The organism is Streptococcus didelphis DSM 15616 (assembly GCF_000380005.1).
GTDB classification, from domain to species: domain Bacteria; phylum Bacillota; class Bacilli; order Lactobacillales; family Streptococcaceae; genus Streptococcus; species Streptococcus didelphis.
Window position 1 is genome coordinate 121784 of record NZ_KB904195.1, and the last position, 25285, is coordinate 147068.

The window sequence follows — 25285 nt, forward strand, 5'->3', positions numbered from 1 at the left end:
TTACATGAAAATTGGAAAAAAAATATTCTTAATGCTTTCAGCTATTATAGTGACCAGCTTTGTTGCACTTGCTGTCTATGCTACAAGTGCCTACACTTTCTCTACAGGAGAATTATCAAAGACCTTTAAGGACTTTTCAAATGGTAAAAAAAGTACAGCTATTAGCGAAACTAAACCCTTTTCTATCCTCTTAATGGGTGTAGATACAGGTTCCTCTGAGAGAAAATCCAAGTGGGAAGGAAACAGTGACTCGATGATTCTAGTTACTGTTAATCCTAAAACTAAAAAGACTACTATGACCAGCTTAGAAAGAGACATCCTAATGAAGCTATCAGGGCCAAAAGGCAATGATATGGATAGGGCAGAGGCTAAGTTGAATGCAGCCTATGCAGCTGGCGGAGCAGAAATGGCTCTTTTAACAGTACAAGATTTACTGAATATTAAGATAGACAATTATGTGCAAATTAACATGCAAGGTCTTGTTGATCTGGTAGATGCTGTTGGTGGTATTACAGTTACCAATGAATTTGATTTTCCGATTTCCATTGCGGAAAATGAGCCTGAATATCAAGCCAGTGTTGCACCAGGAACCCATAAAATCAATGGAGAACAGGCCTTGGTTTATGCTCGGATGCGTTACGATGACCCTGATGGGGATTATGGTAGACAAAAACGGCAACGAATTGTCATTCAAAAAGTGCTGAAAAAAATTCTTGCCCTAGACAGTGTTAGCTCTTACCGCAATATTTTAAAGGCAGTAAGTAGTAACATGCAAACCAATATTGAGATATCAGCAAACACAATCCCTAAATTACTGGGCTATACAGATGCCTTGAAATCTATTGAGTCTTATCAACTAAAAGGAGAAGATGCTACCTTAGATGATGGCGGCTCTTATCAGATTGTGACTGAAGAACATATCTTAGAAGTGCAAAATAAGATAAGAAGTCAATTAGGCTTAAATCCCATAACCTCTCTATCAACTAGTGCTGTTACCTATGAACAGTTATATGGTTTGGGCTCTGCAGTAAATGGAGGCCGTGGTAAAAACAAGTCTAGTACGACCAATTCCAATGGTAATTATTCACAATCGGGAGGCCAATATTCAAGCTATTCTGATGACACAGGAGGACGCACCTACTATTCTGAATCTAGTAATAATGTGACCATCATTCCACCAGAAAGTAGCCCTTCTTATTCAGCCCCGGTAGAAGGAGGTGCAGGTCAAGCTAATTCAGGCACGACCCATCCAAGTCCTTCTCTTGCCCCTAGTGGTTCACAAGATTCAGGAGCTGGTGTTGGGCAAGGACACTAAGGATACTATTTACTTGATGCTTGCTTGTAGCGAAGCTATCCTTATTTCATTGTAGTTAATTTAGATTGAAGAAAATTTCTAAGGAGAAATTTTCTTCAATCTTTTTTGTCCTGTTTGATGCATTTTAAAAACCCCTTGTTCTTGGACAAGAGGTAGATTTTACTTCGTTTCTTACTATCAATATATAAAGGGTTTATTCTTGCTGGTATTTTTCCATGCGTTCTTTTATCTGATTAATGATGGGTTCTGTTTCTTTATAGAAGACTTTTACTTTATAACTTAGATCTTCTTCTAGGGGAACCAGGGTTTTAATCTGATTTTGAAGATTGGTAAGATTACACTTTATTTTTTCAAGGTCATTTTGGATAAGGTCTTTTGAGGTTTTTGCATTTTCTAGATTTTTAAGAAACTTATCTTTATGTTGATAAGCCTTGTAGGCACCAAATGCTACTAATGCTGTTAAGGACAGGGTTTTTAATGTCATTCCATGATCTCCTTTTGGATGCTACTAGCAAGTTGGGCTAGTTGTTCAAAATCAGGTTCGTGTGTAGTATATTGAATAGAGATACCATCATTTTTATCATAGCGAGGAAGGAGATGAATATGTGCATGAAAGACTGTTTGACCTGCGAGATCTTCATTGTTATTGATAATATTCATGGCAGGTGCCTTAGTTGCTTTTTTTAGAGCACGGGCTATTTTAGGGAGTCTTGCAAAGGTGAGACTAGCAGTTTCTTGATCCATTTCTAAAACATTGCGGACATGTTTTTTAGGAACCAATAAGGTGTGTCCTGGTGTAGTCTGTGTAATATCAAGAAAAGCTAGAACCTGCTCATCTTCATAGACTTTAGAAGAAGGAATATCACCATTAATTATTTTACAAAAAATACAATCTTCCATATTGGAATTCCTTTCTATTTTACAGCTATTTATCTAGGTATTTTTGGCAAGCATAACACCTTTTTATACCGTTAAGAGCTAGAACAACAAACTTCTTATTCTAATCTTAGCATTGTCACAGGGATAATGCAATTCAGAATATCTCCTTTTTAAGGAAGAAAACTAGCTAGGTTTACTAGAAAGCTCTCTTATGTTAAATCTTCTTTTGTTTTTTATGAGCTTTATTATAAAATAGTTAACCCTATAAGGGCAGCTGGAAAAACAAAGACAAGATTAGCTATAGCTGTTTCTAAGATAGTGCTTGCATCTTCAAGCTGGTTTTTGTCTGTATTGATCTTAATGATAGCAGAGCAGAAGTCCACTAAGCCATGTAAGAAGACGAGAGACCAGATATTCTTGGTCACATAAAAAACAGCTCCAAAAAGTATTCCCATAAAGAAAGCATAGATAATCTGAGATAAAATCAGGAGAGATGGTTGATCACTAAGTAGTCCTAAGGAATGGGCTAAGCCAAATAGCAAAGCAGAGATTAAGCTAGCTTTCAAGGGAGAATATTCTTTTTCTAGACGGGAGAAAATAAGGCCCCTAAAAAAATAATTCTTCAAATAAACCAATCAGTAAATTGGCCCAGAGTATTAAATTAACAGTGGTGAAGCTTAAACGTGAATAGTCTAACTCACTTATGTTAGGCAGAACCAGTAAGAGACAAAGAAAGATGACATACCAGCACTTTTTGATCCCTAGCCAAAAGGAAGACCATTTAAAAGCTAATTTTGGTAAAAAATTTCCCTGCCAAATAAGTATAAAGATAGTATAGAAGCAATTCCATCACTGACGATAATTGATACATTAGACTCAAAAGAAACAAGTAAGCCAGTCAGTTTCAGGACAATAAGGGTCAGAACAGTTAAGAGAAAACTCTTTAAAACAGCTTTTCTTGGTTTAAAAAAATAATGAAGCATGCTTGCTACTCACTTTCTAAAATGATAAAATTTACATTAAAATAGACACATTTATTGTTCATTTAACGCAAATAAAGATTAGATAAAAGGATTATAACAATTTAAATCTTTGGTGGCAATATAAGCTTTTTGAATAGGGTTGAAATAGCTAGCAGTTTGGGAACTAATCTGTTATTGAATAGGAAGACTTCCTTTTTGCTCCCTTTATAAACGGATTTTGCTATAATAGAAGCAGCAAGAAAAAGAAAAATAGAAAGTATCATATCATTATGTTGAAAGTAGAAAAGGTAACAGGAGGCTATTTAAATCTTCCTGTTTTAAAGGATATTAGTTTCACGGTTGATGATGGTCAACTTGTGGGATTAATCGGTTTAAATGGGGCTGGTAAGTCAACAACAATTAATGAAATTATTGGCCTTTTAAGACCTTATAAAGGAAAAATAGTTATTGATGGCCTTACTTTAGCTGAAAATGGGGCAGACTATCGTAAAAAGATAGGTTTTATTCCAGAAACACCTAGTTTATATGAAGAGTTAAGCCTAGCTGAACATATTGAAACAATTGCTATGGCTTATGATGTTGATTTAAGTGTCGCTTTGGAACGAGCAAAACCTCTTTTAGAAACCTATCGTTTAGCGGATAAGTTGGATTGGTATCCTATCCATTTTTCTAAGGGGATGAAGCAGAAAGTCATGATAATTTGTGCTTTTATTATTGATCCCAGTCTTTTTATCTTAGATGAACCCTTTTTGGGGTTAGATCCTTTGGCTATTTCAGATTTGATTGCCTACTTGGAAGTTGAAAAGGCTAAGGGAAAATCAATTTTGATGAGTACCCACGTCCTTGATTCTGCAGAAAAGATGTGTGATAAGTTTGTCATACTACATCAGGGTCAGATAAGAGCACAAGGGAGCTTGCAGGATTTAAGGGATAGTTTTGCTAATCCAAATGCTAGCTTAAATGATATTTATTTAGCTTTAACTAAAGAGGTTTAGCCATGCAAGCATTATTCCAGAAAAGAAAAAGAGATTTCCAAAAATTACATGGTAAGTATCTTCCTTACGTTTTTAATGATCATTTTGTTTTGGTTCTAGTCTTTTTCCTAGGTTATATTCTCTATCAGTATAGTCAGCTATTACATCATTTTCCTAAAAATCATTTTCCAGTAGCTATTATTCTTATCTTTTTGTTGCTTATTTTATTAAGGGTTGGCTCACCTGCTAGCTATCTGGAAGAGGCAGACAGTCATTTTTTATTATGTAAAGAAAAGGAAGTTATTGCTTATCTAAAAAAGGCCAGTCTCGCTAGTTTTATAAGATGGTCCAGCCTACAGACAGTTTTTTTACTCCTTTTATATCCTGTTTTTATCAAGCTAGGTGTTACTTTAAGTTTGTTTATTTGTCTAACTCTTGTTTTAATCGTTATAAAATGGTTTTTACAAAAGAAAAAAGTGATGGCTTTGCTAGAAGATGGGCATTTAAATTGGGCTAAGGCCATATCTGCAGAGCAGGAGCGTAAACAGCGAATCCTTAAATTTTATTCCTTATTTACAAATGTTAAAGGGATTTCTACTCGTTTTAAAAAAAGGACTTATTTAAATAGTATCTTAAAATTAGTTCCTAAAAAATCAACACAATTATGGTCTAACTTGTATTTGAGAGCTTTTTTGAGAAGTTCAGATTATTTGGGTTTAAGCCTTAGATTATTTTTGTTAAGTCTTTTATCCTTATTCTTTATTTCTAACACTTACCTGTCCTTGATACTAACAGGAGTCTTTACTTATTTGTTATTATTTCAATTATTATCCCTTTATAAGCATTATGATTACCATTATCTTTCCCTTTTATACCCAACTAGTGGGGATTTGAAAAAGAAAAATCTTCTTGGTTTTTTACGTGGTTTATCAGCTCTTATTTTATTAGTTGAACTAGTTATAAGTCAGTCTTTCTTTAAGGCTCTAGTCTTAATTGGAATTACATTATTACTAAATTTTATTTATATTCCTTATAAGTTGAAGAACATAATTGACTAAGTCATATAAAACAAGTAAAATAGGATTAAGTGATTTGAAAGAGAAAAGGAGGGCGATAAGGTGACAACAACAGAACAAGATTTAACATTGACGCCCTTAAAAGGTAAGAGTGGCAAAGCTTATAAAGGGACTTACCCTAATGGTGATAACGTCTTTATAAAGTTAAATACAACGCCAATCTTACCAGCCTTAGCTAAAGAACAGATTGCACCACAACTATTATGGGCAAAACGTATGGGTAATGGCGATATGATGAGTGCTCAAGAATGGCTTAATGGGCGCATCTTATCTCGTAAAGATATGAATAGTAAACAGATTGTTCATATTTTACTAAGATTGCACAAGTCAAAACAGTTGGTTAATCAGTTGCTTCAACTGGATTATAAGATTGAAAATCCTTATGATTTGTTAGCTGATTTTGAAAAAAATGCACCCTTGCAAATTCAACAGAATACTTATTTACAAGGAGTTGTAAAAGAATTAAAGAAAAGTTTACCAGAATTTCGGGCTGAGGTTGCAACTATTGTTCACGGCGACATCAAGCACAGTAACTGGGTTATCACAACCAGTGGCATGATTTATTTGTGTGATTGGGATTCTGTCAGATTGACAGATCGCATGTATGACGTTGCTTATTTATTGAGTCATTATATTCCACGCTTACGCTGGCCAGAATGGTTATCTTATTATGGTTATAAAAATAACGAAAAGGTGATGAGTAAAATTGTCTGGTACGGACAGTTATCTTATTTAACACAGATATTACGTTGTTTTGAACAAAGAGATATGGAACATGTCAATCAGGAAATTTATGCCTTACGTAAGTTTAGGGAGTCATTTAGAAAGAAATAATGCGAGTTAGAAAACGAAAAGGGGCACAAGAGCACCTAGAAAATAATCCACACTATGTTATTTTAGAGCCTGAAGATGCTAAGGGGCACTGGAAAGACGTTTTTGGGAATGACAACCCGATTCATATTGAGGTTGGTTCTGGTAAGGGAAACTTTATCACAGGTATGGCCTTACAAAATCCTGATATTAATTACATCGGTATTGATATCCAACTTTCTGTTCTTAGTTATGCCCTAGACAAGGTTCTGGCTAGTCAGCTTCCTAATATTAGGCTTTTAAGGGTAGATGGTTCTAGTTTAACCAACTATTTTGAAGACGGTGAGATTCAGTTGCTTTATCTGAATTTTTCAGATCCATGGCCTAAATCAAAACATGAAAAACGTCGATTGACCTATAGAGATTTTCTGGATACCTATAAGCAAATACTACCTGAGAATGGCGAAATTCATTTTAAAACAGATAATCGTGGTTTATTTGAATATAGCTTGGCTAGTTTTTCTCAATATGGTATGCTATTAAAGCAGGTATGGCTAGATTTACATGCTAGTGATTTTGAAAAAAATGTCATGACTGAGTATGAAGCTAAATTTTCTAGTAAAGGTCAAGTTATTTATAGAGTAGAAGCTAAATTTTAGTTGAGATAAACATTTATTATTCTCAGCTTCTTTTATGGAGAGGTCGCATAGTGGCCGAGTGCGCACGCTTGGAAAGCGTGTAGTCCTTAACGGGGCTCGGGGGTTCGAATCCCCTCCTCTCCTTTTATCCTGTTGCTATATCAAGGTTTTGGGGGTATTCACCCGTTTTTTACCCGTCAAAATCACATATTTGAAAAATGCTCTTGGTAACTTGGTCGTTTTTTTCTGCTAATCTCTTAATTTATAAGGCTGAAAAAAGCTAAGCCTTGCAATATCCTGTTAGTATGGTATAATAATACTAACAAATATATAGAAGGGTGGTGAGAGATATCTCGCCACTTTTGTATTGACATTTACTATATAGAGATATTTTGTCTCAGTTTGCTTGAAAAAGGGGGTTATGACAATAGCTAATCACAATATTATTGATATCGTTACAGAACATGTGACGCCAGTCATTGAAGCACCATACCAGTTGGTTGATGTAGAATATGAGAAAATGGGAAGTGACTATGTTCTTAGTATTTTAGTTGATAAGGAAGGTGGTATAACAATAGAAGATACTGCCCAATTAACAGAACTTATTAGCCCTTTGCTGGATACTATTAAGCCAGATCCTTTTCCTGAACAATATATGCTAGAAGTTTCAAGTCCTGGTCTTGAGAGACCATTAAAGACAGCTGAAAGCATTCAAAAAGCAGTAGGAGCCTATGTTAATGTTAGCCTTTATAAGGCTATTGATAAGGTAAAAGTATTTCAAGGTGACTTGCTTGCCTTTGATGGCGAAACGCTTACTATAAGTTACCTCGATAAGACACGACAAAAAACGGTCCAAATCCCCTATCAGGCAGTTGCCAAAGCCCGCTTAGCGGTTAAACTATAAGAGACTTTAAATGAGTAAAAAAGTCTCTTGAGAGATGAATTTAAGAAAGGAATTTAGCTTATGCAAGTTATTGCAAAGCATCTAAAAATATGAGCAAAGAAATGCTAGAAGCCTTCCGGATTCTGGAAGAAGAAAAACACATTAACAAAGAAGATATCATTGAAGCTGTAATGGAATCCTTAAAATCTGCCTATAAACGCCGTTATGGTCAATCAGAGTCCTGTGATATTGAATATAATGAAAAAACAGGAGATTTCCAAGTTTTTTCAGTGCGTGAGGTTGTAGAAGAAGTATTTGATAGCCGTTTAGAAATCAGCTTAAGAGATGCTCTGGCTATTAGTTCGGCTTATGAACTAGGTGATAAGATTCGCTTTGAAGAATCAGTTACTGAGTTTGGTCGTGTAGCAGCTCAGTCTGCTAAGCAGACAATCATGGAAAAGATGCGCCGCCAAATGCGTGAAGTTACCTTTAATGAGTACAAGCAGCATGAAGGTGAAATCATGACAGGTACAGTTGAACGTTTTGATCAACGCTTCATCTATGTTAACCTTGGCTCATTAGAAGCGCAATTATCACATCAAGATCAAATTCCAGGTGAAAGCTTTAAATCACATGACCGTATCGAGGTCTATGTTTATAAAGTAGAAAATAATCCTAAAGGTGTCAATGTTTTTGTAAGCCGTAGTCATCCAGAATTCATCAAGCGTATCATGGAACAAGAAATTCCAGAAGTTTTTGATGGAACGGTGGAAATTATGAGTGTTTCCCGCGAAGCTGGTGATAGAACAAAGGTTGCGGTTAGAAGTCATAATGTTAACGTTGATGCTATTGGTACAATAGTAGGGCGTGGCGGAAGCAATATCAAAAAGGTTATTAGCAAATTCCATCCTAAACGTTTTGATGCTAAGACAGGTATCGAAGTGCCTGTAGAAGAAAACATTGACGTGATTCAATGGGTGGAAGATCCTGCAGAATTTATTTATAATGCTATTGCACCTGCAGAGGTTGACATGGTCTTGTTTGATGATGAAGATATAAAACGAGCAACAGTTGTTGTGCCAGATAGCAAATTATCACTTGCTATTGGTCGAAGAGGACAAAATGTTCGTTTGGCAGCTCATTTGACAGGCTACCGTATTGATATTAAATCAGCTAGTGAATATGAGAAAATGGAAGCTGAAAATGAAGATAGCCCTAGTCAAGAGGTAAGTGAACAAGAAGTAGTTCTTCCAGAAGAAGAATAAGAAATGAGGTGTTTATGCCTAAAAATAAGAAAATACCTTTACGTAAGTCACTTGTCTCTGGTGAGCTTATCGATAAACGCGATTTATTACGCATTGTAAAAACAAAGGAAGGGCAGATTTTTATAGACCCAACTGGCAAAAAAAATGGCCGCGGTGCTTATATTAAGCTTGATAATGAAGAAGCTCTTTTAGCCAAGAAAAAGCAAGTTTTTAACCGTAGCTTTTCTATGGATGTGTCTACTAGTTTTTATGATGAATTGATTGCCTATGTTGATCACAAAGTCAAAAGAAGAGAGTTAGGCCTTGACTAATTTAGAAAAATTATCAAATCTCATTGGTTTAGCACAGGCAGCAGGAAAAGTTGTTTCTGGAGAAGGATTAGCTGTTAAGGCAATTCAGAAGCGACAAGTATCACTTGTTTTTCTGGCTCATGATGCTGGCCCGAATGTGACAAAAAAAGTAACAGATAAAAGTAACTATTATAATGTAGAAGTCTCCACAGTGTTTAGTGCACTGGAATTAAGTGCTGCACTTGGTAAAGCAAGGAAGGTTGTTGCCATTGCAGATGCTGGATTTTCAAAGAAAATGAGGACTCTTATGGAATAGACGAATAGGAGGACACAATTTGTCAAAGAAAAGATTACATGAAATTGCCAAAGAAATTGGTAAGACAAGTAAAGAAGTAGTAGAACAGGCTCAAAAATTAGGTTTGGATGTTAAGAGTCATGCCTCAAGTGTAGAAGACTCGGAAGTAAAGAAAATTGTAAATAGCTTTAGGGATACTACTCAGCCAAAAGGCCAAGCCCAACCAAAAGAAGATAAAAAGCCTGAATCTGCTTCTAAGCAAGCAACTCAAGCACCAAAGGTTGAAGCAAGTAAAACCGAAGCTGAAACCAAGCCTATTTCAGAAGTAAAAACTGAAGTTCCTACTAAACCTAAGCCAAAAAGTAGAAATTTCAAGGCTGAGCGTGAAGCTAGAGCCAAAGCACAAGCAGCTCGTCAGCAAACAGGTCAATATCCTTCAAGCGACAAAGGACAAAGTAAGGCTCCTTCAACTGCTAAAAATCACAAGCAGGGGCAACATAAAGAAAGAAGATTTGATAACAAAGCTTCCCACGGCAATTACCGAAAGGATAATCGTCCCCAAAATAATAGCCGTGATAATAGTCGCTTCCAAGCTAACCAAGCACAAGCAACAACAACTACATCTACTAAGATAGATTTTAAAGCTCGTGCAGCCGCTTTAAAAGCAGAACAAAATGCGGAATATCTTCTTCACAGAGAGAATCAACTCCGTCAACAAGAAGAAGCTAAGCGTTTAGCTGAAAAAGCTAGAGAAGAAGCAAGACAAGCTGCAGAAAAAGAAGCCGCTAAGCAAGCTGCTAAGGCAGAAGCAAAAGGAAGTCAAGGCTCTAACAAAACTGCCTTTGCAGATTCTGTTGCAACAGCTCCAGTGGCAGCTAAGTCAGTAGATAAACGTCGTAAAAAAACACGTCCAGAAAAAACGCAAGATAATAGTCAAACACGTGAAAATGGACAAAAGCAAAATAAGAAGAGTTGGAATAATCATAACCAAGTGAGAAATCAAAGAAATAGTAACTGGAACAAAAAACCTAAAAAAGGTAAAAATAATAGGAATAACACTAGCGCTCCAAAACCAGTAACCGAGCGTAAATTCCATGAATTACCTAAAGAATTTGAATATACTGAAGGCATGACTGTTGCTGATATTGCAAAACGTATCAAACGTGAGCCAGCTGAAATTGTTAAAAAACTGTTTATGATGGGTGTTATGGCAACACAAAACCAATCATTAGATGGTGATACAATTGAGCTCTTAATGGTTGATTATGGTATTGCTGCAAAAGCAAAAGTTCAAGTTGATGATGCAGACATCGAGCGTTTCTTCGAAGATGACACCTATCTTAATCCTGAAAACCTAGTAGAACGTGCGCCTGTTGTTACTATCATGGGTCACGTTGACCATGGTAAAACAACTTTACTAGATACTTTGCGTAACTCCCGTGTAGCTACAGGTGAAGCAGGTGGGATCACTCAGCATATCGGGGCTTATCAAATTGAGGAAGCTGGTAAGAAAATTACCTTCCTTGATACACCAGGACATGCTGCCTTCACTAGCATGCGTGCACGTGGTGCCTCAGTGACTGATATTACCATCTTGATTGTTGCTGCTGATGATGGGGTAATGCCTCAAACTATTGAAGCTATCAATCATTCCAAGGCAGCTGGAGTACCAATTATCGTAGCTATTAATAAAATTGATAAACCAGGAGCTAACCCTGAACGTGTTATCTCTGAGTTAGCTGAACATGGTATTATTTCTACTGCTTGGGGTGGTGACTGTGAATTTGTCGAAATTTCTGCTAAATTCAACAAGAACATTGATGAATTATTAGAAACAGTTCTTTTGGTAGCAGAAGTTGAAGAATTAAAGGCAGATCCAACAGTTCGTGCCATTGGTACAGTTATTGAAGCTCGCCTTGACAAAGGAAAAGGGGCTATTGCAACCCTTCTTGTTCAACAAGGTACCCTTCATGTTCAAGATCCAATTGTTATCGGAAATACCTTTGGTCGTGTTCGTGCTATGACAAATGACTTAGGTAGACGTGTTAAGCTTGCTTTACCATCAACTCCAGTTTCTATAACAGGTTTAAATGAAACACCAATGGCTGGTGATCACTTTGCAGTTTATGAAGATGAAAAAGCTGCTCGTGCAGCAGGTGAAGAACGTGCAAAACGTGCACTTCTTAAACAACGTCAAAATACTCAACGTGTTAGCCTAGATAACTTGTTTGATACCCTAAAAGCTGGCCAAATCAAGACAGTTAATGTTATTATCAAAGCAGATGTTCAAGGTTCTGTAGAAGCCTTGGCCGCATCATTACTTAAAATTGAAGTCGAAGGTGTTCGTGTCAATGTTGTTCACTCAGCTGTTGGTGCTATTAATGAATCAGATGTTACACTTGCAGCAGCTTCAAATGCGGTTATTATCGGATTTAATGTCCGTCCAACACCACAGTCTCGTCAACAAGCAGCTACTGATGATGTTGAGATTCGCTTACACAGTATCATTTATAAAGTTATTGAAGAAGTAGAAGAAGCCATGAAAGGTAAACTTGACCCAGAATATAAAGAAAAAGTTCTTGGGGAAGCTATTATTCGTGAAACCTTCAAAGTCTCTAAAGTAGGGACTATTGGCGGATTTATGGTTACCAATGGTAAAATTACACGTGACTCAAATGTTCGTGTCATTCGTGATAGTGTTGTCATCTTCGATGGTAAGCTAGCTAGTCTTAAACATTATAAAGATGATGTTAAAGAGGTTGGTAATGCTCAAGAGGGTGGTTTAATGGTTGAAAACTTCAATGATTTACAAGTAGATGATATTATTGAAGCTTACATCATGGAAGAAATTATTAGAAAATAATAGGGCAATTCAAAAATTCTCTATTAACTATGGATAATAAAATAGAGCTAGGAACCTTCCTAGCTTTTCCTGAATAAGATTGAAATAAGGGAAGGGAGAATTCTTATGGCTAATCATCGCATTGATCGTGTCGGAATGGAAATTAAACGTGAAGTAAATGAAATCTTGCAAAAGAAGGTTCGTGATCCACGTGTTGTAGGAGTAACTATTACTGAAGTGCAGATGCTTGGTGATCTATCAGCAGCTAAAATTTATTATACCTTAATGAGTGATTTGGCATCTGATAATCAAAAAGCACAGACTGGCTTGGAAAAAGCTACAGGAACCATTAAACGGGAATTGGGAAGAAGACTAACCATGTATAAAATCCCAGATTTAATTTTTGAAAAGGATAATTCAATAGCTTATGGTAACAAGATAGATCAGTTACTACGTGAATTGGATAAAAAAGATTAAAAATAAAACCTTAAGGACAAGTAGGCTTTACTTATCCCTAAGGTTTTTTGTATTAATAAGCTTTTTTAATAGTATCAATAATCTGGTACTGGGCTGTTTTAGCTTCTTCAATAGGATAGATTGGGTAGACATGGTTCATCTTGTCAGCCACAAAGAGCTGATGTTGATGATTCTTTTCCTTTAAAATGCTATCGTATTTCAGAATATCTGGATAGAAGATTTCATGGGTTCCTACAAACATGGTGATAGGAGCTAGACCACTTGGATCCCCATAAATAGGACTGACATAAGGATGCTTGGTATTGTTTGCTATCTTTCCGGCCCAAATATCACCAACTATTTGTAATCCCCAGGCAGATAGGATGGGATCGAGACTCTCATATTTTGGAATATCTGGATTAGTCATAGTAACATCTAGCCAAGGAGAAAGTAAAATAATATCTTTGGGTTGCTTTGGAATAGGATTCTCATTTTTTAGGGCTAAGGCAAGTCCTAGTGCTAGACCCCCACCAGCAGAATCCCCCATAATGGTAATATTTTTGGGATCATCAGTTTCCTTGAGGGTGTCTCGGTAGAGGTCAACTAGCTTTGGCATGGCCATGGAGTAGTTATAGCTAGGAGCCTTGGGATAAATTGGTAAAATAATTCTAGCATCAAGGCTGGTAGAGAGGGTTTTAAGCATGTCAATGTGGTAAGAAGTTGGATTATTTAAATAAGAACCACCATGTAAGTAAAAAATAATTTTTTGATTTCTTGGCTTATTAGGATTTTTATTCCAGCTGTGGACTTGCATGGCACCAACTGTCTTAGTCTCGAGTCCTCCATTGACCGTGTTAGGATCTAGAGAAAAGCCTTGATTTGCCTTTTGACCAGCTGAATTGACATATTCCATGAATTTAGCTGGGTCTTGCTGAGAATAATAGTTTTTGTCTCTTTTTAACCAAAAGTATTGTTCAATCAGCCAGCTTTTCCAGGTCTGTGATGTAGTAGCTTTAGCAGGACTAGCAGAGCTTAATAAGAGACATAGAAAAAGGCTTAGGGTAATTATTTTAAGTTGTTTCACGGTAATCTCCTTCAGTATTGTGTAAAACATGGCTATATTATTATATCAAAATGCAATAATATATCAATACAATTTTAATAAAATGAGACTTATATTAATTTACAAATGTAAACAAAAATGCTACAATAAAATATTATTGACGAGAGAAGAGGTAAACTAAAAATGTATGGCATTTCTGATTCAGAGTGGGAAGTTATGAGAGTCATATGGGCTCAAGGGCCAGTTAAGAGTAGTGCTATTATTGCTGTATTAGAAAAAAAATGTAACTGGACACCTTCAACTATTAAAACCTTACTAGGGAGATTAGTAGAAAAAAACTATGTGCACAGTTCACGATCAGGCAGAGCTTATCTTTATCAAGCCTTGATTGATCAAAACTCTTTTCAGAAAGAAATGGTAAAAGAGTGCCTCAATAAGATCTGTTCAAGGCAAGTAGGAAGCGTCTTATTAAGTTTACTGGAAGATTTACCAATGACTCAAAAAGATATTCTGGCTTTTCAAAAGCTCTTAGCAAAAAAAGAAAAGTCAGCAACTGAGACTATTCCTTGTAGTTGCTCACCTGGCCAATGCCAATGCAGGGCAATAAAGTAAGCAGAATTCGTATCAAAATAGCAGTTATAGATTTAAAAAATGCCCCCTAGTACAAGTGAACTGCTCCCCTATCATTAGATTTTATGTCTAACTTTTGGGGTGCAGTTCACAAGAAATAGGAGCATTTTTTATTTTGGCTGAGAAATGAGAATTTTTGTGTATTTAGTATATTCTTTCTTGATCTGAGGTGAGATTCCACTATCAGTAATGACTGCATCAATAGCATTTAAGTGATAAAATACCGAAAAATCATAGCTATCAAACTTTTGATTGTCCACGAGGAGATACTTTTCAATAGCATTATCAAAGGCTAAGGCTTGAATCTGTCCTTCTAGTTCACTGTAGGTGGCAATATCATTATGGTAAACCCCATTACAGCTGATGAAGGCCTTAGCAAACTTTAAGTTAGAAATGCTTTGATTAGCAGTAGTGCCTACAAAAGCTCCCGTAATGTCACGGTATTCTCCTCCAATTAAAATTAAATCAATACTATCACTAGATTTAAGGATATTAAAAACAGGTAGACTATTTGTTATAATACGGATTTGCCGTGAAATCAACTGTTCTGCAAAATATTCTAAGGTAGTTCCTGGACCAATAAAAATAGTTTCACCATCTTTAATAAAGTGACTTGCAAAGGTTGCAAGTTCTTTTTTTTCTTTCGTTTGCACCTTTAATTTTTCACTATTTGACTTTTCAGGTTTTGTGGTAGAAGAGATACTCTGTGCACCACCGTGAATACGAACCAGCTTTCCAGCAGCCTCTAATTCATCTAAGTCGCGTCTGGCTGTCATATCAGAAACCTTTAAGTTTTCAATAATGTCATTGACGGTGATAATACCCTTGGTATCTATTTTTTCCATAATTTTTAATAAACGTTCTTTTTTTAACAAGAGTATCCCTCTTTTCCTAAAATACTTTTTTAATCATAGCATAAAGGCAGTGATTATTCAATAAACAACAATAACAAACAAAAATAAAATATTTTTAGAAATATAATGTTGAATATTGTTTGATTTTATATTATAATCTATTTTGTAAACGTTACCAAACATAATTAGACAACTTTTTTAGAGGATATTAAGATAGAAAGGTGGCATAGGAATGTTCTCAGACATTCTCTTTACCGAAGCAAAAACACAAGAAGAGCTCTTTGAGCAGGTTGCTAATCAGTTACAAACCCAAGTTTATGTGACAGCTGATTACAAGGAGGCTCTCAAGAAGAGAGAAAAAGATTTTCCAACAGGACTTAAAATTGATTATAAAGATGGGAGTGATGTTCTTTTTGCGGCTATTCCTCATACAGAAACCCAGTATTGTTTAGTGGATAGGCTTGTCTATGTTAAAAATAGTTTTCCCATAACTTTTAAGCATATGATAAATCCTCAAGAGGACTGTTATGCTAAACATTTCTTCTTTATTATTAACAGTAAGAAGTCAGGTCAAACCCAGCTTTTATCTAATGTTATCACTTTCTTTATTAGTAAAGGTAACTTGCAAAGATTAGAAGATTTAGGCAATCATAAAAAGGAAATCAAGGATTTTTTAGTAGAAAAAGGAGTATTGAACAATGATTAAAATTTTAGCAGCATGTGGAGCAGGTGTTAATTCAAGCCATCAAATTAAGGATGCTATTGAAAGTCAAATGGCTGATAGGGGTTATGATGTTACTTGTGATGCCGTTATGATTAAAGATATTACTGAAGAAATGGTCAATCGCTATGATATTTTTACACCTATTGCTAAAACTAACCTGGGATTTGACCTCACAATTCCAACAGTTGAAGCAGGGCCTATCTTATATCGTATTCCTGCCATGAGTGAACCAGTTTTTACAGAATTAGAAAAAGTGATTAAAGAACATCACCTATCATGAGTGTCATTAAAAGAATATAAAGGAGTTTCTTATGCAAGTTTTTCTTCATTTTGTAAATATTTTCTTTAAACCCATTATCGATTTAGGTTCCGGTGTTGTCATGCTTATAGTTATGACAGTACTAGCCATGGTGTTTGGAGTAAAATTCACAAAAGCACTTGAAGGGGGTATTAAACTGGCTATTGCCTTAACTGGTATTGGAGCCATTATTGGTATTTTAACAGGTGCCTTCTCAGAGTCTTTACAGGCCTTTGTTAAAAATACAGGAATCAGTCTCAATATCATAGATGTTGGTTGGGCGCCTTTAGCGACGATCACTTGGGGTTCACCTTATACCCTCTATTTTCTACTTCTGATGTTGATTGTAAATATTGTCATGATTGTTATGAAAAAAACAGATACCTTGGACGTAGATATCTTTGACATCTGGCATTTATCCATCACTGGGCTCTTGATTATGTGGTATGCTGGCCGCAATCATTTACCCCTTATTTTGTCTTTAACTATTGCGACAATAGCTGTAATTTTTGTTGGGGTCCTAAAAATTATTAATTCCGATTTGATGAAGCCTACTTTTGATGATCTACTTGGGGTAGCATCAACTTCTCCAATGACCTCAACTCATATGAATTACATGATGAATCCTATCATCATGGTGCTTGATAAGCTTTTTGATAAGGTTTTTCCAGGTTTAGATAAGTATGATTTTGATGCTGCAAAATTAAACAAAAAAATTGGTTTTTGGGGTTCTAAATTTTTTATTGGTATGATACTTGGTTTTGTGATTGGAATCATGGGAGATCCTCATCTTAGTTGGGCCGCACTCAAGCATTGGTTTGAACTTGGCTTTATAGCTGGGGCCTGTCTAGAACTCTTTTCCTTAATTGGTTCCTGGTTTATCGCAGCTGTTGAGCCACTTTCCCAAGGAATTACCAATTTTGCCAATTCTAAAATGGGAGGGCGCCGCTTTAATATTGGTCTTGACTGGCCATTTATTGCTGGACGTGCAGAAATTTGGGCCTGTGCTAATATTCTAGCTCCGATTATGCTTGTTGAAGCTATTTTACTTTCAAAAGTAGGAAATGGGATTTTGCCACTTGCTGGTATTATTGCAATGGGGGTGACCCCAGCACTTTTGGTGGTTACGCGTGGTCGCCTAATCAGGATGATTATTTTTGGTTCCTTACTTCTCCCCTTGTTCCTTCTTTCTGGGACTATGATTGCCCCTTTTACCACAGAATTAGCCAAAAAAGTGGGGGCCTTTCCAGCGGGTGCACAGGCAGGTTCCATGATTACCCACTCTACTCTTGAAGGGCCAATGGAAAAAATCTTTGGCTATGTTATTGGGCAAGCTACAAAAGGACAACTAACAGCTATTTTCAACCTTATTATTTTTGTAGTTATCTACCTAGCCTTGTTTATGTGGTATGCAAAACAAATGAAAAAACGCAATGCACTTTATCAAGCTAGTCAAAACTAGTAAGTGTACTTATTACTACAGATTATTAAAGAATGTTAGCGTCAAAATAGACATACAAAGGAGTTTTTATGACAATTATTTTAAGCGCTGATGCGCAAGGACAAGCTCTTAAAGAAATACTAATCTCCCATCTGAAAGAAGAAGGCTTTGCTGTAAAAGACCTTTCAAATCCAGAAAAAGATTTTGTAGACAATACCCTTGCACTTGCAAAGGAAGTTAATAAAGATAAAGCTAATCTAGGAATTATGATTGATGCCTACGGTGTAGGCCCTTTTATGGTAGCAACAAAATTAAAAGGGATAATTGCAGCAGAAGTATCAGATGAACGCTCTGCTTATATGACGCGTAGCCACAATAATGCTCGAATCATTACCATGGGATCCCTCATTGTAGGACCAGGTCTAGCCAAAAATATTGCAAAGGCATTTGTAACAGGAAAGTATGATGGTGGTCGCCATCAAATCCGTGTTGACATGCTTAATAAAATGGCCTAGCAAAATGCTAGATTAATAGATAGGAGAGATTCAGATGAAAATTGCAATTGGATGTGACCATATTGTAACCGATGAAAAGATGGCTGTCTCAGATTTTTTAAAATCAAAAGGCCACCAAGTTTTAGATGTTGGAACCTATGATCATACAAGGACCCACTATCCTATTTATGGTAAAAAAGTAGGAGAAGCTATTGTAGGAGGGCAAGCAGACTTAGGAGTTTGCATTTGTGGAACTGGTGTGGGTATTAATAATGCTGTCAATAAGGTAGCAGGAATTCGCTCAGCACTGGTTAGGGATATGACTTCTGCTCTTTATGCTAAAGAAGAACTCAACGCCAATGTTATTGGTTTTGGGGGTAAAATCACCGGCCAGTTCTTGATGTGTGATATCATTGAAGCCTTTATCAATGCAAGCTATAAAAAGACTAAGGATAATCAAGAATTAATAGCTAAAATAACCCAATTAGACAATCATGATTCCTCCCAAGAAGATCCAGAATTCTTTAGAGAATTTCTTGAAAAATGGGACCATGGTGATTATCAGGATTAGGAGGAAAAATGATCTTAACAATTACCTTAAACCCTTCCATCGATATTTCTTATCCCTTGAGTGGTCCCTTTGTGCTTGATGGGGTCAATCGTGTGGAAGCAGTAGAAAAGACAGCTGGAGGAAAGGGACTCAATGTCACTAGGGTTTTGCAAGAAGCCAAACAAGATGTGCTGGCAACTGGATTTATAGGTGAAAATCTGGGACAGTCTATTAAGGCTCAGCTAGACCAAGCTAAGATTAAGCATCATTTTTTTCCCATTAAGGGAGAAACAAGAAATTGCATTGCTATCTTGCATGAGGGGTGTCAAACAGAAATTTTAGAAAGTGGCCCTACAATTAGTCAAGAAGAAGCAAGTGGCTTTTTAGACCACTTAGATAGTCTTTGTAAAGACTATGATATCATTACCATTTCAGGGAGCTTACCCAAAGGGTTGGCCTCTGACTATTATGAAAAAGTAATCTCATTACTAAATAGTCATCATAAAAAAATTATCTTGGATTGTTCTGGAAGTCCATTGCAATCAGTCTTGTTAGGAAAGTCTAAACCTACTCTTATTAAACCGAATTTAGAAGAGCTGCAAGAATTGCTCTCCCACGAAATTGACCCTTCAGCTGATAGTCTCAAAGACGCTTTAAGTCAGAGTCTTTTTGATGACATCCCATGGATCGTTGTTTCCTTAGGGTCAAAAGGAGCATTTGCCAAGCATGGAAATCACTTTTATCGTGTTCACATTCCTAAAATTCAGGTGCAAAATCCTGTAGGCTCAGGAGATGCAACGGTTGCTGGAATTGCTTGGGCCTTGTCTCAAGAAGATGATGATCATATGCTCCTAAAAAAAGCCAATGCTCTAGGAATGCTCAATGCCCAAGAAAAACTAACAGGACATGTCAACATGGAAAAATACCAGGAACTTATCCAGCACATTAAGATAGAAGAAGTCTAGCTTTCTTTTAATCACCTTATTTTCTTATCAGGCCCTTAATATCATAATTGTTATAAAAATGATAAACTATTAAGGTAGACTATTTTGTAAATTGAAACTTAAGAAAATAAATATAGGGGTATTATGATAACATTAATTGCAATTGACTTAGATGGTACTTTATTAAATCACCAAAAAGAAATTCCTGCTGACAATATTCAGGCTATCCAAGAAGCGACAGCCGAAAAGATAAAAATTGTCCTTTGTACAGGTCGCCCTAGTTCAGGGACAAAACCTTATTTTGACCAGCTGGGTTTACAAGAAGATGAATTTCTCATTTTAAACAATGGTTGTAGCACCTATAGCAGTTTAGAGTGGAAGCTGATTCATTCCCATAGTCTAAACTTGCAAGATATAAGTGATTTATATGATTTATGTAAAGATTACCCAGGAGTCTATCTAACCCTGACAGCTGAAGATAATTATTATGTCTTAGGAGATGCGGTACCAGAACTTGTGCAAGCAGATGGTGATCTGGTCTTTACCCAGGTAAAAGCAATCACTATAGCAGATTTAGCTAGCAGCCAAGAAGTAGTTTTTCAAGCCATGTACATGGGAGTAGAAAGCATTTTAGATGGCTTTGAAGAGGCTTATGCCTTGGAATTAAGTGAAAAATACAGCCTTGTTCGTAGTCAAGATTATATCTTAGAAGTCATGCCTCAAAATGTGACCAAGGCTTATGCTTTGCAAGAATTAGCCAAGGACTTAAATTGCAGCCCCGAAGAAATTATGGCTATCGGAGATGCCCCTAACGATATTGAAATGCTCTCTTTTGCTGGCTTAGGCGTAGCTATGGGAAATGCCAGCCCAGCTATTAAAAAGCTAGCTGATAAAGTAACTGCAGATTGTGATCATGCAGGTGTAGCTAAAGCTATCAGAGAATTTGCTTTAAAGGGCTAATATTAAGGTAATATAAAAAAGAAAGTCTTAAACTCCTTTTTCAACTGTAGGACACTAATCCACAGTGGAAGAGGTAGTTCATAGACTTCCTTTTTATTAGTTTAAAAGTGGTAGCCCTATTTTTGCCATTTCCTCAGCAGGGATCACCATATCGTCTTTAATCCAGTTTGAAAAAACAGAAACAATCGCATTACTCCAAAACAGACCAGCATAGTGAGATTGCTTGTTTTTGCGCCATCTTTGATAGGCTTTAAGGCGCTTTGTGACCAATTGGGTCAACAAGTGTTGTAATTGTTGATTAAAGATAATTTTTAAAAATCGTTCTTCTTTTTTGGCTTCTGTAAAAAGATAATACCAGGCTTGACTAGCTTGGGTTGAAATATCAAATAGCTTTATACCTTTGAAAATTCGCCTAATAAACTCTTTTAAAAGATGCATCAGGATATCATCCTTTGAGTTATAATTACGGTAGAAAGCATTTCTGGAGACCCCAGCTTTAGCCACCAATTCAGAAATAGAAATTTGAGCGAGACTCTTTTTTTCTAATAAATATAAGAGGGCTGTTTCAAGAGATTCCCGACTGATACTCTGGCTTTCTTTATTAAATTGTGTTAAGTTTTGAAGTGATTTCTTTGATCTTATTTTATTGGTCATCACAAATACCTTTCAATTGTTACATCGGACTCATTTCTATAGCCTAATGAGTATACTTAATGATATAATTCTAGGTGAAAACCTTTGGTTTGTCAATTAATATAACAAATAAGTAAGTAACGAAAAGAGAGAGTGAGCATGGTTTGGAAAATAGTTTCAGATTCTGGTTGTGATTTAAAAGAACTTAAAACACAGTCTTCTAATATCCTATTTGAACGGGTCCCTTTGAAACTTCGTATAGATAATGAAGAATTTATTGATACACAAGACTTGGATGTTGATCATATGATGGCAAAGCTCTATCAGTCAGCAGAGGCTGCTACATCTAGTTGTCCTAGTCCAGATGCTTATATTCAAGCCTATCAAGGGGCAGAAAACATTATTGCAATAACTATTACGGGTACCTTATCAGGTAGTCATAATAGCGCCCGCCTAGCAAAAGATTTACTTCTAGAAGAAAATCCAAATCTTAACATTCATGTAATTGATTCCTTATCTGCAGGTGGTGAGATGGATTTGATTGTTTTAGAATTAGAACGTTTGATTAATCAAGGTTTAGCATTTACAGAAGTGGTTAAGAAAATAACAGAATACCAAAAACGAACAGGTCTCCTTTTTGTTCTAGTCAAGGTTGATAACCTCGTTAAAAATGGTCGTTTAAGTAAACTATTAGGTAAAGTTATCGGTTTAATCAACTTGCGTATGGTAGGCAGAGCAAGTGCCCAAGGAGAACTTGAACTGCTCCATAAGGCAAGAGGTCAGAAAAAAGCTGTCCTAGCTGTTCTAGAAGAATTAGAAAAGGCTGGCTACAAAGGTGGTAAGATTCTAATAGCCCATCGCAAGAATCTAAAAATTTGTCAGTTAATCACAGATAAGGTTCAGGAGAAATTCCCAGCAGCTAAGGTTATTGTTCAGCCAACTTCTGGACTGTGCAGTTTTTATTCAGAAGATGAGGGCATCCTTCTTGGTTATGAAATCTAACTTAGAAAGATTTTGTTAGAAAACTAAAATAGATTGACTACAGAACAAACTTCAGAGTATTGAGGAAAAGATACTAGTAAAGTTCAAAACCACGTGGTTTTGAACTTTTTGTAATGGTTGAATTAACCTTTAAAAATGAAATGACAAGAAAGTGGTATATACCATTTACAAAGCCCCAAAATAGGCGTATAATAATAAAAAAAGGGAGGAAAAAGATGGTAAGCTATATTAAAGCAGATAAGTTTTATTATTCAGATCATGTCAAAAATGAAGGTTATCTAGAAATCCTTGATGGTAAATTTGGCAAATGGACTGATATAGTAGCAGCAGATGCAAAAATTATTGACTACAGAGGTTATGCAATTGCTCCTGGTCTAGTAGATACCCATATTCATGGTTTTGCAGGAGCAGATGTCATGGATAATTCTGCAGAAGGTATCCATAAGATAAGTCAAGGCTTGTTGTCGACTGGGGTAACTTCATTTTTACCAACAACCTTAACGTCTACTTTTGAACAATTAGAGAAGGTTTCAGCAACTATTGCCAGTGTGGCTAATCAGGTAAAAGGTGCTAAAATTAGGGGGATTTATTTTGAAGGTCCTTACTTTACTGAAGAGTATAAGGGTGCCCAAAACCCCATCTATATGAAAAATCCAAAGATGGAAGAATTTCAAGCTTGGCAAAAAGCAGCTAAGGGTCTTATCAAAAAAATCGCTCTAGCTCCTGAACGTGAAGGAGTAGAAGAATTTGTTTCTCAAGTAACCAAGCAAGGAGTCACAGTTGCACTGGGACATTCTAACGGGACTTATGACCAAGCTAAATCAGCTGTTGATGCCGGTGCTAGTGTCTGGGTTCATGCTTATAATGGTATGCGTGGTCTAACACACAGAGAACCAGGTATGGTTGGTGCAGTCTACAATATCCCAGGTACTATTGCAGAATTAATTTGTGATGGCTACCATGTCTCACCTATTGCTTGTGATATTTTAATGCAGCAAAAAGGCTATGACCACATTGCTCTTATTACAGACTGCATGCGTGCGGGTGGCTCACCTGATGGAGACTATATGCTAGGAGAGTTTCCCGTTATTGTTGAAAATGGTACCGCAAGGCTGAAAGATAGTGGTAGCTTAGCTGGTTCTATTTTAAAACTTAAGGATGCTGTGAAAAATGTTGTCAATTGGGGAATAGCTTCACCTGAAGAAGCCATTATGATGTCTTCTTACATCCCTGCTTTATCAGTAGGAATTGAGGATGTTTGTGGTCAGATCAAAGAAGGCTATGCAGCAGATTTTATTGTTTTAGATAAAAACTTAAATTTACAGGCAACCTATTTAAATGGAGAAAAAGTCTTCCAAGGTTAATCATTTAGGGTGAGTTCAATCTGAACTTGACCCTTTTTTCACTTTAAAAGAGACTTTATGTTACAATGAAACTATCTACAAAGGAGGATAACGTTATGGTAAAAAAACTAAAAATGAACAATGGTTTAGAAATTCCACTTCTAGGCTTTGGTACTTTTCAGGCTAAAGACGGTGAAGAAGCCTACCAATCCACCTTGAATGCTATTAAGCTAGGCTATCGTCATATTGATACAGCAGCTATTTATAAGAATGAAGAAAGCGTTGGGCGAGCAATCAAAAATAGTGGTATTCCACGAAATCAACTGTTTGTGACAACAAAATTATGGAATGATGCTCATAGCTATGATAAGGCCCAAGAGGCCTTGGCAGGTTCTTTAAAACGTCTAGGTTTAGACTATGTTGATCTCTACTTGATTCATTGGCCAAATCCTAAAGCTCTACGTGATAAATGGCAAGAAACCAATGCTGAAACTTGGCGTTATATGGAAGAGGCTGTTGCTCAAGGCTTGGTACGTTCAATTGGTGTAAGTAATTTTATGGTACATCATTTAGAAGAACTGGAAAAGACAGCAAAAATACAAGCAGCAGTCAATCAAATACGACTAGCACCAGGTTGCTACCAAACAGAAGTCATTGATTACTGTAAAGAAAAGAATATTCTTATTGAAGCTTGGAGTCCTCTTGGTCAGGGTGAAATTTTCCAAAATCAAACTATGCTGGAATTAGCTAATAAATACCAGAAAACGGTAGCTCAAATAGCTCTTGCTTGGTCTGTTCAGGAAGGTTTTATTCCTTTACCTAAATCCGTTCATGAAGACCGAATTAAAGAAAATATGGACTTCTTAGATATTGAACTATCTCAAGAAGATATTAACATTATTAGAAATTTACCAGGTATGGCTCCTATTCCAGACCCTGATACAAAAGATTATTAAGATCCAAAAGAACAGGTAGCTTACTACTTGTTTTTTTATGAGCTTGACAAAGAATTGTCATTTTTATATAATATATTCTAATGAAATTAAATAAAAAAGGTAAAGAGGTTAAAAATCGTTGATAGTATTTATAATGATTAGCATGTTTCTAATCAGATTGGTATTTCTGAAATTATCTATAAAAAATGAGAAAAAAATCCGAGGAGAAGGTGGTATCGAATGTGGAAAGAAAAACACACAATTTTTAACCCTTCTTCATATTATGATATATGCTTTTTCCTTGATAGAAGCTGTATTGAAGCAAATTCGTTTTGATTGGATTAGCTTGCTTGGTTTCTTATTAATGGCATCTTCAATAGTAGCCCTTTATTATGTGACACAGCTCTTAGGAGATATCTGGACTGTTAAATTAATGATTGCTAAGAATCATCGCTATGTAAATCACTGGCTCTTTAGATATGTTAAACATCCTAATTACTTTCTAAATATAGGCCCAGAGATGATTGGGATTGTTTTATTATGTCATGCGAGTATAACAGCTTGCTTGTTATTCCCTTTTTATATCCTCTCTTTATCTATTCGTATTGTTGAAGAAAATCGATTGCTAAAAGAAGTGATTATCCCAAATACTTTAAATAACATGTAAGCTTTCATTTATCTTTTGTCAGGAATGGACAATTAAGCTGT

General features: G+C 36.1%; 29 protein-coding genes and 1 tRNA gene. 24 read left to right on the top strand and 6 right to left on the bottom strand.

Going from position 1 to position 25285, the window contains the following annotated elements:
* Nucleotides 1–4: 4 nt before the first annotated feature.
* Nucleotides 5–1315 (top strand): glycopolymer--peptidoglycan transferase LytR, encoded by a 1311-nt coding sequence (gene lytR / locus A3GU_RS0105935; RefSeq protein ID WP_051069444.1) that lies wholly within the window; start codon nucleotides 5–7, stop codon nucleotides 1313–1315.
* Between the two features lie 193 nt (nucleotides 1316–1508).
* On the opposite strand, the gene A3GU_RS0105940 is transcribed toward lytR, so the two are convergent.
* The 3 genes from A3GU_RS0105940 to A3GU_RS0105950 all read right to left on the bottom strand — a co-directional run bounded on the left by A3GU_RS0105940 (nucleotide 1509) and on the right by A3GU_RS0105950 (nucleotide 2820).
* On the bottom strand, nucleotides 1509–1799 hold the full coding sequence (locus A3GU_RS0105940; RefSeq protein WP_018366624.1) for a hypothetical protein: 291 nt from the start codon (nucleotides 1797–1799) through the stop codon (nucleotides 1509–1511).
* On the bottom strand, nucleotides 1796–2215 hold the full coding sequence (locus A3GU_RS0105945) for an HIT family protein (RefSeq protein WP_018366625.1): 420 nt from the start codon (nucleotides 2213–2215) through the stop codon (nucleotides 1796–1798). Before A3GU_RS0105945 ends, A3GU_RS0105940 begins: the two co-directional genes overlap by 4 nt.
* A 224-nt stretch (nucleotides 2216–2439) precedes the next feature.
* Nucleotides 2440–2820 carry a CPBP family intramembrane glutamic endopeptidase gene (locus tag A3GU_RS0105950; RefSeq protein ID WP_169333485.1) on the bottom strand — a complete coding sequence of 127 codons (381 nt, stop codon included), beginning with the start codon at nucleotides 2818–2820 and terminating at the stop codon, nucleotides 2440–2442.
* A 626-nt stretch (nucleotides 2821–3446) separates the two neighbouring features.
* On the opposite strand from A3GU_RS0105950, the gene A3GU_RS0105960 reads away from it, so the two are divergent.
* From A3GU_RS0105960 to rbfA, 11 genes are all read left to right on the top strand, one after another.
* Nucleotides 3447–4172: an ABC transporter ATP-binding protein gene (locus A3GU_RS0105960; RefSeq protein WP_018366628.1), complete on the top strand. Its 726-nt coding sequence runs from the start codon at nucleotides 3447–3449 to the stop codon at nucleotides 4170–4172.
* Nucleotides 4173–4174: 2 nt separating this feature from the next.
* Nucleotides 4175–5209: an ABC transporter permease gene (locus A3GU_RS0105965; RefSeq protein WP_018366629.1), complete on the top strand. Its 1035-nt coding sequence runs from the start codon at nucleotides 4175–4177 to the stop codon at nucleotides 5207–5209.
* Between the two features lie 60 nt (nucleotides 5210–5269).
* Nucleotides 5270–6061: a cell cycle regulator CcrZ gene (gene ccrZ, locus A3GU_RS0105970; protein ID WP_018366630.1), complete on the top strand. Its 792-nt coding sequence runs from the start codon at nucleotides 5270–5272 to the stop codon at nucleotides 6059–6061.
* On the top strand, nucleotides 6061–6696 hold the full coding sequence (trmB, locus tag A3GU_RS0105975; protein ID WP_018366631.1) for a tRNA (guanosine(46)-N7)-methyltransferase TrmB: 636 nt from the start codon (nucleotides 6061–6063) through the stop codon (nucleotides 6694–6696). Before ccrZ ends, trmB begins: the two co-directional genes overlap by 1 nt.
* Nucleotides 6697–6732: 36 nt before the next feature.
* Nucleotides 6733–6819, top strand: a tRNA-Ser gene (locus A3GU_RS0105980).
* Between the two features lie 277 nt (nucleotides 6820–7096).
* Nucleotides 7097–7579, top strand: coding sequence for a ribosome maturation factor RimP (rimP, locus tag A3GU_RS0105985; RefSeq protein WP_018366632.1), 483 nt, complete (start codon nucleotides 7097–7099; stop codon nucleotides 7577–7579).
* Nucleotides 7580–7668: 89 nt separating this feature from the next.
* Complete coding sequence (nusA, locus tag A3GU_RS0105990; protein ID WP_026216465.1) at nucleotides 7669–8823, top strand: transcription termination factor NusA; 1155 nt, start codon at nucleotides 7669–7671, stop codon at nucleotides 8821–8823.
* Nucleotides 8824–8837: 14 nt separating this feature from the next.
* Entirely contained in the window at nucleotides 8838–9134 is a 297-nt protein-coding gene (gene rnpM, locus A3GU_RS0105995; RefSeq protein ID WP_018366634.1) for an RNase P modulator RnpM, read from the top strand.
* The gene (locus A3GU_RS0106000) at nucleotides 9127–9429 is read left to right on the top strand and encodes a YlxQ-related RNA-binding protein (protein ID WP_018366635.1); all 303 of its coding nucleotides are present in this window, start codon (nucleotides 9127–9129) and stop codon (nucleotides 9427–9429) included. The genes rnpM and A3GU_RS0106000 overlap by 8 nt, the downstream gene beginning before the upstream one ends.
* A 19-nt stretch (nucleotides 9430–9448) precedes the next feature.
* A complete protein-coding gene (gene infB, locus A3GU_RS0106005) occupies nucleotides 9449–12271 on the top strand; it encodes a translation initiation factor IF-2 (protein WP_018366636.1) in 2823 nt (940 codons plus the stop codon).
* Nucleotides 12272–12376: 105 nt separating this feature from the next.
* A complete protein-coding gene (gene rbfA / locus A3GU_RS0106010; protein ID WP_018366637.1) occupies nucleotides 12377–12727 on the top strand; it encodes a 30S ribosome-binding factor RbfA in 351 nt (116 codons plus the stop codon).
* A gap of 52 nt (nucleotides 12728–12779) precedes the next feature.
* On the opposite strand, the gene A3GU_RS0106015 is transcribed toward rbfA, so the two are convergent.
* Complete coding sequence (locus A3GU_RS0106015; protein WP_051069442.1) at nucleotides 12780–13820, bottom strand: alpha/beta hydrolase fold domain-containing protein; 1041 nt, start codon at nucleotides 13818–13820, stop codon at nucleotides 12780–12782.
* 132 nt (nucleotides 13821–13952) lie between these two features.
* Here A3GU_RS0106015 and A3GU_RS0106020 point away from each other — a divergent pair, with 132 nt between their 5' ends.
* Entirely contained in the window at nucleotides 13953–14381 is a 429-nt protein-coding gene (locus A3GU_RS0106020) for a CopY/TcrY family copper transport repressor (RefSeq protein WP_018366639.1), read from the top strand.
* Between the two features lie 128 nt (nucleotides 14382–14509).
* Here A3GU_RS0106020 and A3GU_RS0106025 read toward each other — a convergent pair whose 3' ends face one another.
* The gene (locus A3GU_RS0106025) at nucleotides 14510–15274 is read right to left on the bottom strand and encodes a DeoR/GlpR family DNA-binding transcription regulator (RefSeq protein WP_018366640.1); all 765 of its coding nucleotides are present in this window, start codon (nucleotides 15272–15274) and stop codon (nucleotides 14510–14512) included.
* Between the two features lie 211 nt (nucleotides 15275–15485).
* Between A3GU_RS0106025 and A3GU_RS0106030 the strand changes: the two genes are divergently transcribed.
* The 7 genes from A3GU_RS0106030 to A3GU_RS0106060 all read left to right on the top strand — a co-directional run bounded on the left by A3GU_RS0106030 (nucleotide 15486) and on the right by A3GU_RS0106060 (nucleotide 20664).
* Complete coding sequence (locus tag A3GU_RS0106030; RefSeq protein ID WP_018366641.1) at nucleotides 15486–15959, top strand: PTS sugar transporter subunit IIA; 474 nt, start codon at nucleotides 15486–15488, stop codon at nucleotides 15957–15959.
* Nucleotides 15952–16257 carry a PTS sugar transporter subunit IIB gene (locus A3GU_RS0106035; RefSeq protein WP_018366642.1) on the top strand — a complete coding sequence of 102 codons (306 nt, stop codon included), beginning with the start codon at nucleotides 15952–15954 and terminating at the stop codon, nucleotides 16255–16257. Before A3GU_RS0106030 ends, A3GU_RS0106035 begins: the two co-directional genes overlap by 8 nt.
* 31 nt (nucleotides 16258–16288) lie before the next feature.
* Nucleotides 16289–17737 carry a PTS galactitol transporter subunit IIC gene (locus tag A3GU_RS0106040; protein WP_018366643.1) on the top strand — a complete coding sequence of 483 codons (1449 nt, stop codon included), beginning with the start codon at nucleotides 16289–16291 and terminating at the stop codon, nucleotides 17735–17737.
* 68 nt (nucleotides 17738–17805) lie between these two features.
* On the top strand, nucleotides 17806–18231 hold the full coding sequence (gene lacA / locus A3GU_RS0106045) for a galactose-6-phosphate isomerase subunit LacA (RefSeq protein WP_018366644.1): 426 nt from the start codon (nucleotides 17806–17808) through the stop codon (nucleotides 18229–18231).
* Nucleotides 18232–18265: 34 nt separating this feature from the next.
* Nucleotides 18266–18781 carry a galactose-6-phosphate isomerase subunit LacB gene (gene lacB / locus A3GU_RS0106050; protein ID WP_018366645.1) on the top strand — a complete coding sequence of 172 codons (516 nt, stop codon included), beginning with the start codon at nucleotides 18266–18268 and terminating at the stop codon, nucleotides 18779–18781.
* Nucleotides 18782–18789: 8 nt separating this feature from the next.
* Entirely contained in the window at nucleotides 18790–19725 is a 936-nt protein-coding gene (locus tag A3GU_RS0106055; protein ID WP_018366646.1) for a tagatose-6-phosphate kinase, read from the top strand.
* A 123-nt stretch (nucleotides 19726–19848) separates the two neighbouring features.
* Nucleotides 19849–20664, top strand: coding sequence for a Cof-type HAD-IIB family hydrolase (locus tag A3GU_RS0106060; RefSeq protein WP_018366647.1), 816 nt, complete (start codon nucleotides 19849–19851; stop codon nucleotides 20662–20664).
* 96 nt (nucleotides 20665–20760) lie between these two features.
* On the opposite strand, the gene A3GU_RS0106065 is transcribed toward A3GU_RS0106060, so the two are convergent.
* Nucleotides 20761–21318 carry a TetR/AcrR family transcriptional regulator gene (locus A3GU_RS0106065; RefSeq protein WP_018366648.1) on the bottom strand — a complete coding sequence of 186 codons (558 nt, stop codon included), beginning with the start codon at nucleotides 21316–21318 and terminating at the stop codon, nucleotides 20761–20763.
* A 138-nt stretch (nucleotides 21319–21456) separates the two neighbouring features.
* On the opposite strand from A3GU_RS0106065, the gene A3GU_RS0106070 reads away from it, so the two are divergent.
* The 4 genes from A3GU_RS0106070 (at nucleotide 21457) to A3GU_RS0106085 (ending at nucleotide 25244) form a co-directional block, all read left to right on the top strand.
* Complete coding sequence (locus A3GU_RS0106070) at nucleotides 21457–22299, top strand: DegV family protein (RefSeq protein ID WP_018366649.1); 843 nt, start codon at nucleotides 21457–21459, stop codon at nucleotides 22297–22299.
* Between the two features lie 215 nt (nucleotides 22300–22514).
* The gene (nagA, locus tag A3GU_RS0106075; RefSeq protein ID WP_018366650.1) at nucleotides 22515–23663 is read left to right on the top strand and encodes an N-acetylglucosamine-6-phosphate deacetylase; all 1149 of its coding nucleotides are present in this window, start codon (nucleotides 22515–22517) and stop codon (nucleotides 23661–23663) included.
* Nucleotides 23664–23758: 95 nt separating this feature from the next.
* Nucleotides 23759–24598, top strand: a complete 840-nt coding sequence (locus tag A3GU_RS0106080) for an aldo/keto reductase (RefSeq protein WP_018366651.1) — start codon at nucleotides 23759–23761, stop codon at nucleotides 24596–24598.
* Between the two features lie 133 nt (nucleotides 24599–24731).
* Entirely contained in the window at nucleotides 24732–25244 is a 513-nt protein-coding gene (locus A3GU_RS0106085; RefSeq protein WP_018366652.1) for an isoprenylcysteine carboxyl methyltransferase family protein, read from the top strand.
* Nucleotides 25245–25285 lie beyond the last annotated feature (41 nt).

Bases quoted from the DNA above. Each gene is read 5' to 3' on its own strand.
- A3GU_RS0106030 (WP_018366641.1), top strand. From the start codon at position 15,486: ATGTTCTCAGACATTCTCTTTACCGAAGCAAAAACACAAGAAGAGCTC.
- A3GU_RS0106055 (WP_018366646.1), top strand. From the start codon at position 18,790: ATGATCTTAACAATTACCTTAAACCCTTCCATCGATATTTCTTATCCC.
- A3GU_RS0105940 (WP_018366624.1), bottom strand. From the start codon at position 1,799: ATGACATTAAAAACCCTGTCCTTAACAGCATTAGTAGCATTTGGTGCC.
- A3GU_RS0106040 (WP_018366643.1), top strand. From the start codon at position 16,289: ATGCAAGTTTTTCTTCATTTTGTAAATATTTTCTTTAAACCCATTATC.
- trmB (WP_018366631.1), top strand. From the start codon at position 6,061: ATGCGAGTTAGAAAACGAAAAGGGGCACAAGAGCACCTAGAAAATAAT.
- nusA (WP_026216465.1), top strand. From the start codon at position 7,669: ATGAGCAAAGAAATGCTAGAAGCCTTCCGGATTCTGGAAGAAGAAAAA.
- rnpM (WP_018366634.1), top strand. From the start codon at position 8,838: ATGCCTAAAAATAAGAAAATACCTTTACGTAAGTCACTTGTCTCTGGT.
- rimP (WP_018366632.1), top strand. From the start codon at position 7,097: ATGACAATAGCTAATCACAATATTATTGATATCGTTACAGAACATGTG.
- nagA (WP_018366650.1), top strand. From the start codon at position 22,515: ATGGTAAGCTATATTAAAGCAGATAAGTTTTATTATTCAGATCATGTC.
- lacB (WP_018366645.1), top strand. From the start codon at position 18,266: ATGAAAATTGCAATTGGATGTGACCATATTGTAACCGATGAAAAGATG.
- A3GU_RS0106085 (WP_018366652.1), top strand. From the start codon at position 24,732: ATGATTAGCATGTTTCTAATCAGATTGGTATTTCTGAAATTATCTATA.
- A3GU_RS0106020 (WP_018366639.1), top strand. From the start codon at position 13,953: ATGTATGGCATTTCTGATTCAGAGTGGGAAGTTATGAGAGTCATATGG.
- A3GU_RS0106060 (WP_018366647.1), top strand. From the start codon at position 19,849: ATGATAACATTAATTGCAATTGACTTAGATGGTACTTTATTAAATCAC.
- A3GU_RS0105960 (WP_018366628.1), top strand. From the start codon at position 3,447: ATGTTGAAAGTAGAAAAGGTAACAGGAGGCTATTTAAATCTTCCTGTT.
- A3GU_RS0106070 (WP_018366649.1), top strand. From the start codon at position 21,457: ATGGTTTGGAAAATAGTTTCAGATTCTGGTTGTGATTTAAAAGAACTT.
- A3GU_RS0105965 (WP_018366629.1), top strand. From the start codon at position 4,175: ATGCAAGCATTATTCCAGAAAAGAAAAAGAGATTTCCAAAAATTACAT.
- rbfA (WP_018366637.1), top strand. From the start codon at position 12,377: ATGGCTAATCATCGCATTGATCGTGTCGGAATGGAAATTAAACGTGAA.
- A3GU_RS0106080 (WP_018366651.1), top strand. From the start codon at position 23,759: ATGGTAAAAAAACTAAAAATGAACAATGGTTTAGAAATTCCACTTCTA.
- A3GU_RS0106035 (WP_018366642.1), top strand. From the start codon at position 15,952: ATGATTAAAATTTTAGCAGCATGTGGAGCAGGTGTTAATTCAAGCCAT.
- A3GU_RS0106065 (WP_018366648.1), bottom strand. From the start codon at position 21,318: ATGACCAATAAAATAAGATCAAAGAAATCACTTCAAAACTTAACACAA.
- A3GU_RS0106015 (WP_051069442.1), bottom strand. From the start codon at position 13,820: ATGTTTTACACAATACTGAAGGAGATTACCGTGAAACAACTTAAAATA.
- lytR (WP_051069444.1), top strand. From the start codon at position 5: ATGAAAATTGGAAAAAAAATATTCTTAATGCTTTCAGCTATTATAGTG.
- lacA (WP_018366644.1), top strand. From the start codon at position 17,806: ATGACAATTATTTTAAGCGCTGATGCGCAAGGACAAGCTCTTAAAGAA.
- A3GU_RS0105945 (WP_018366625.1), bottom strand. From the start codon at position 2,215: ATGGAAGATTGTATTTTTTGTAAAATAATTAATGGTGATATTCCTTCT.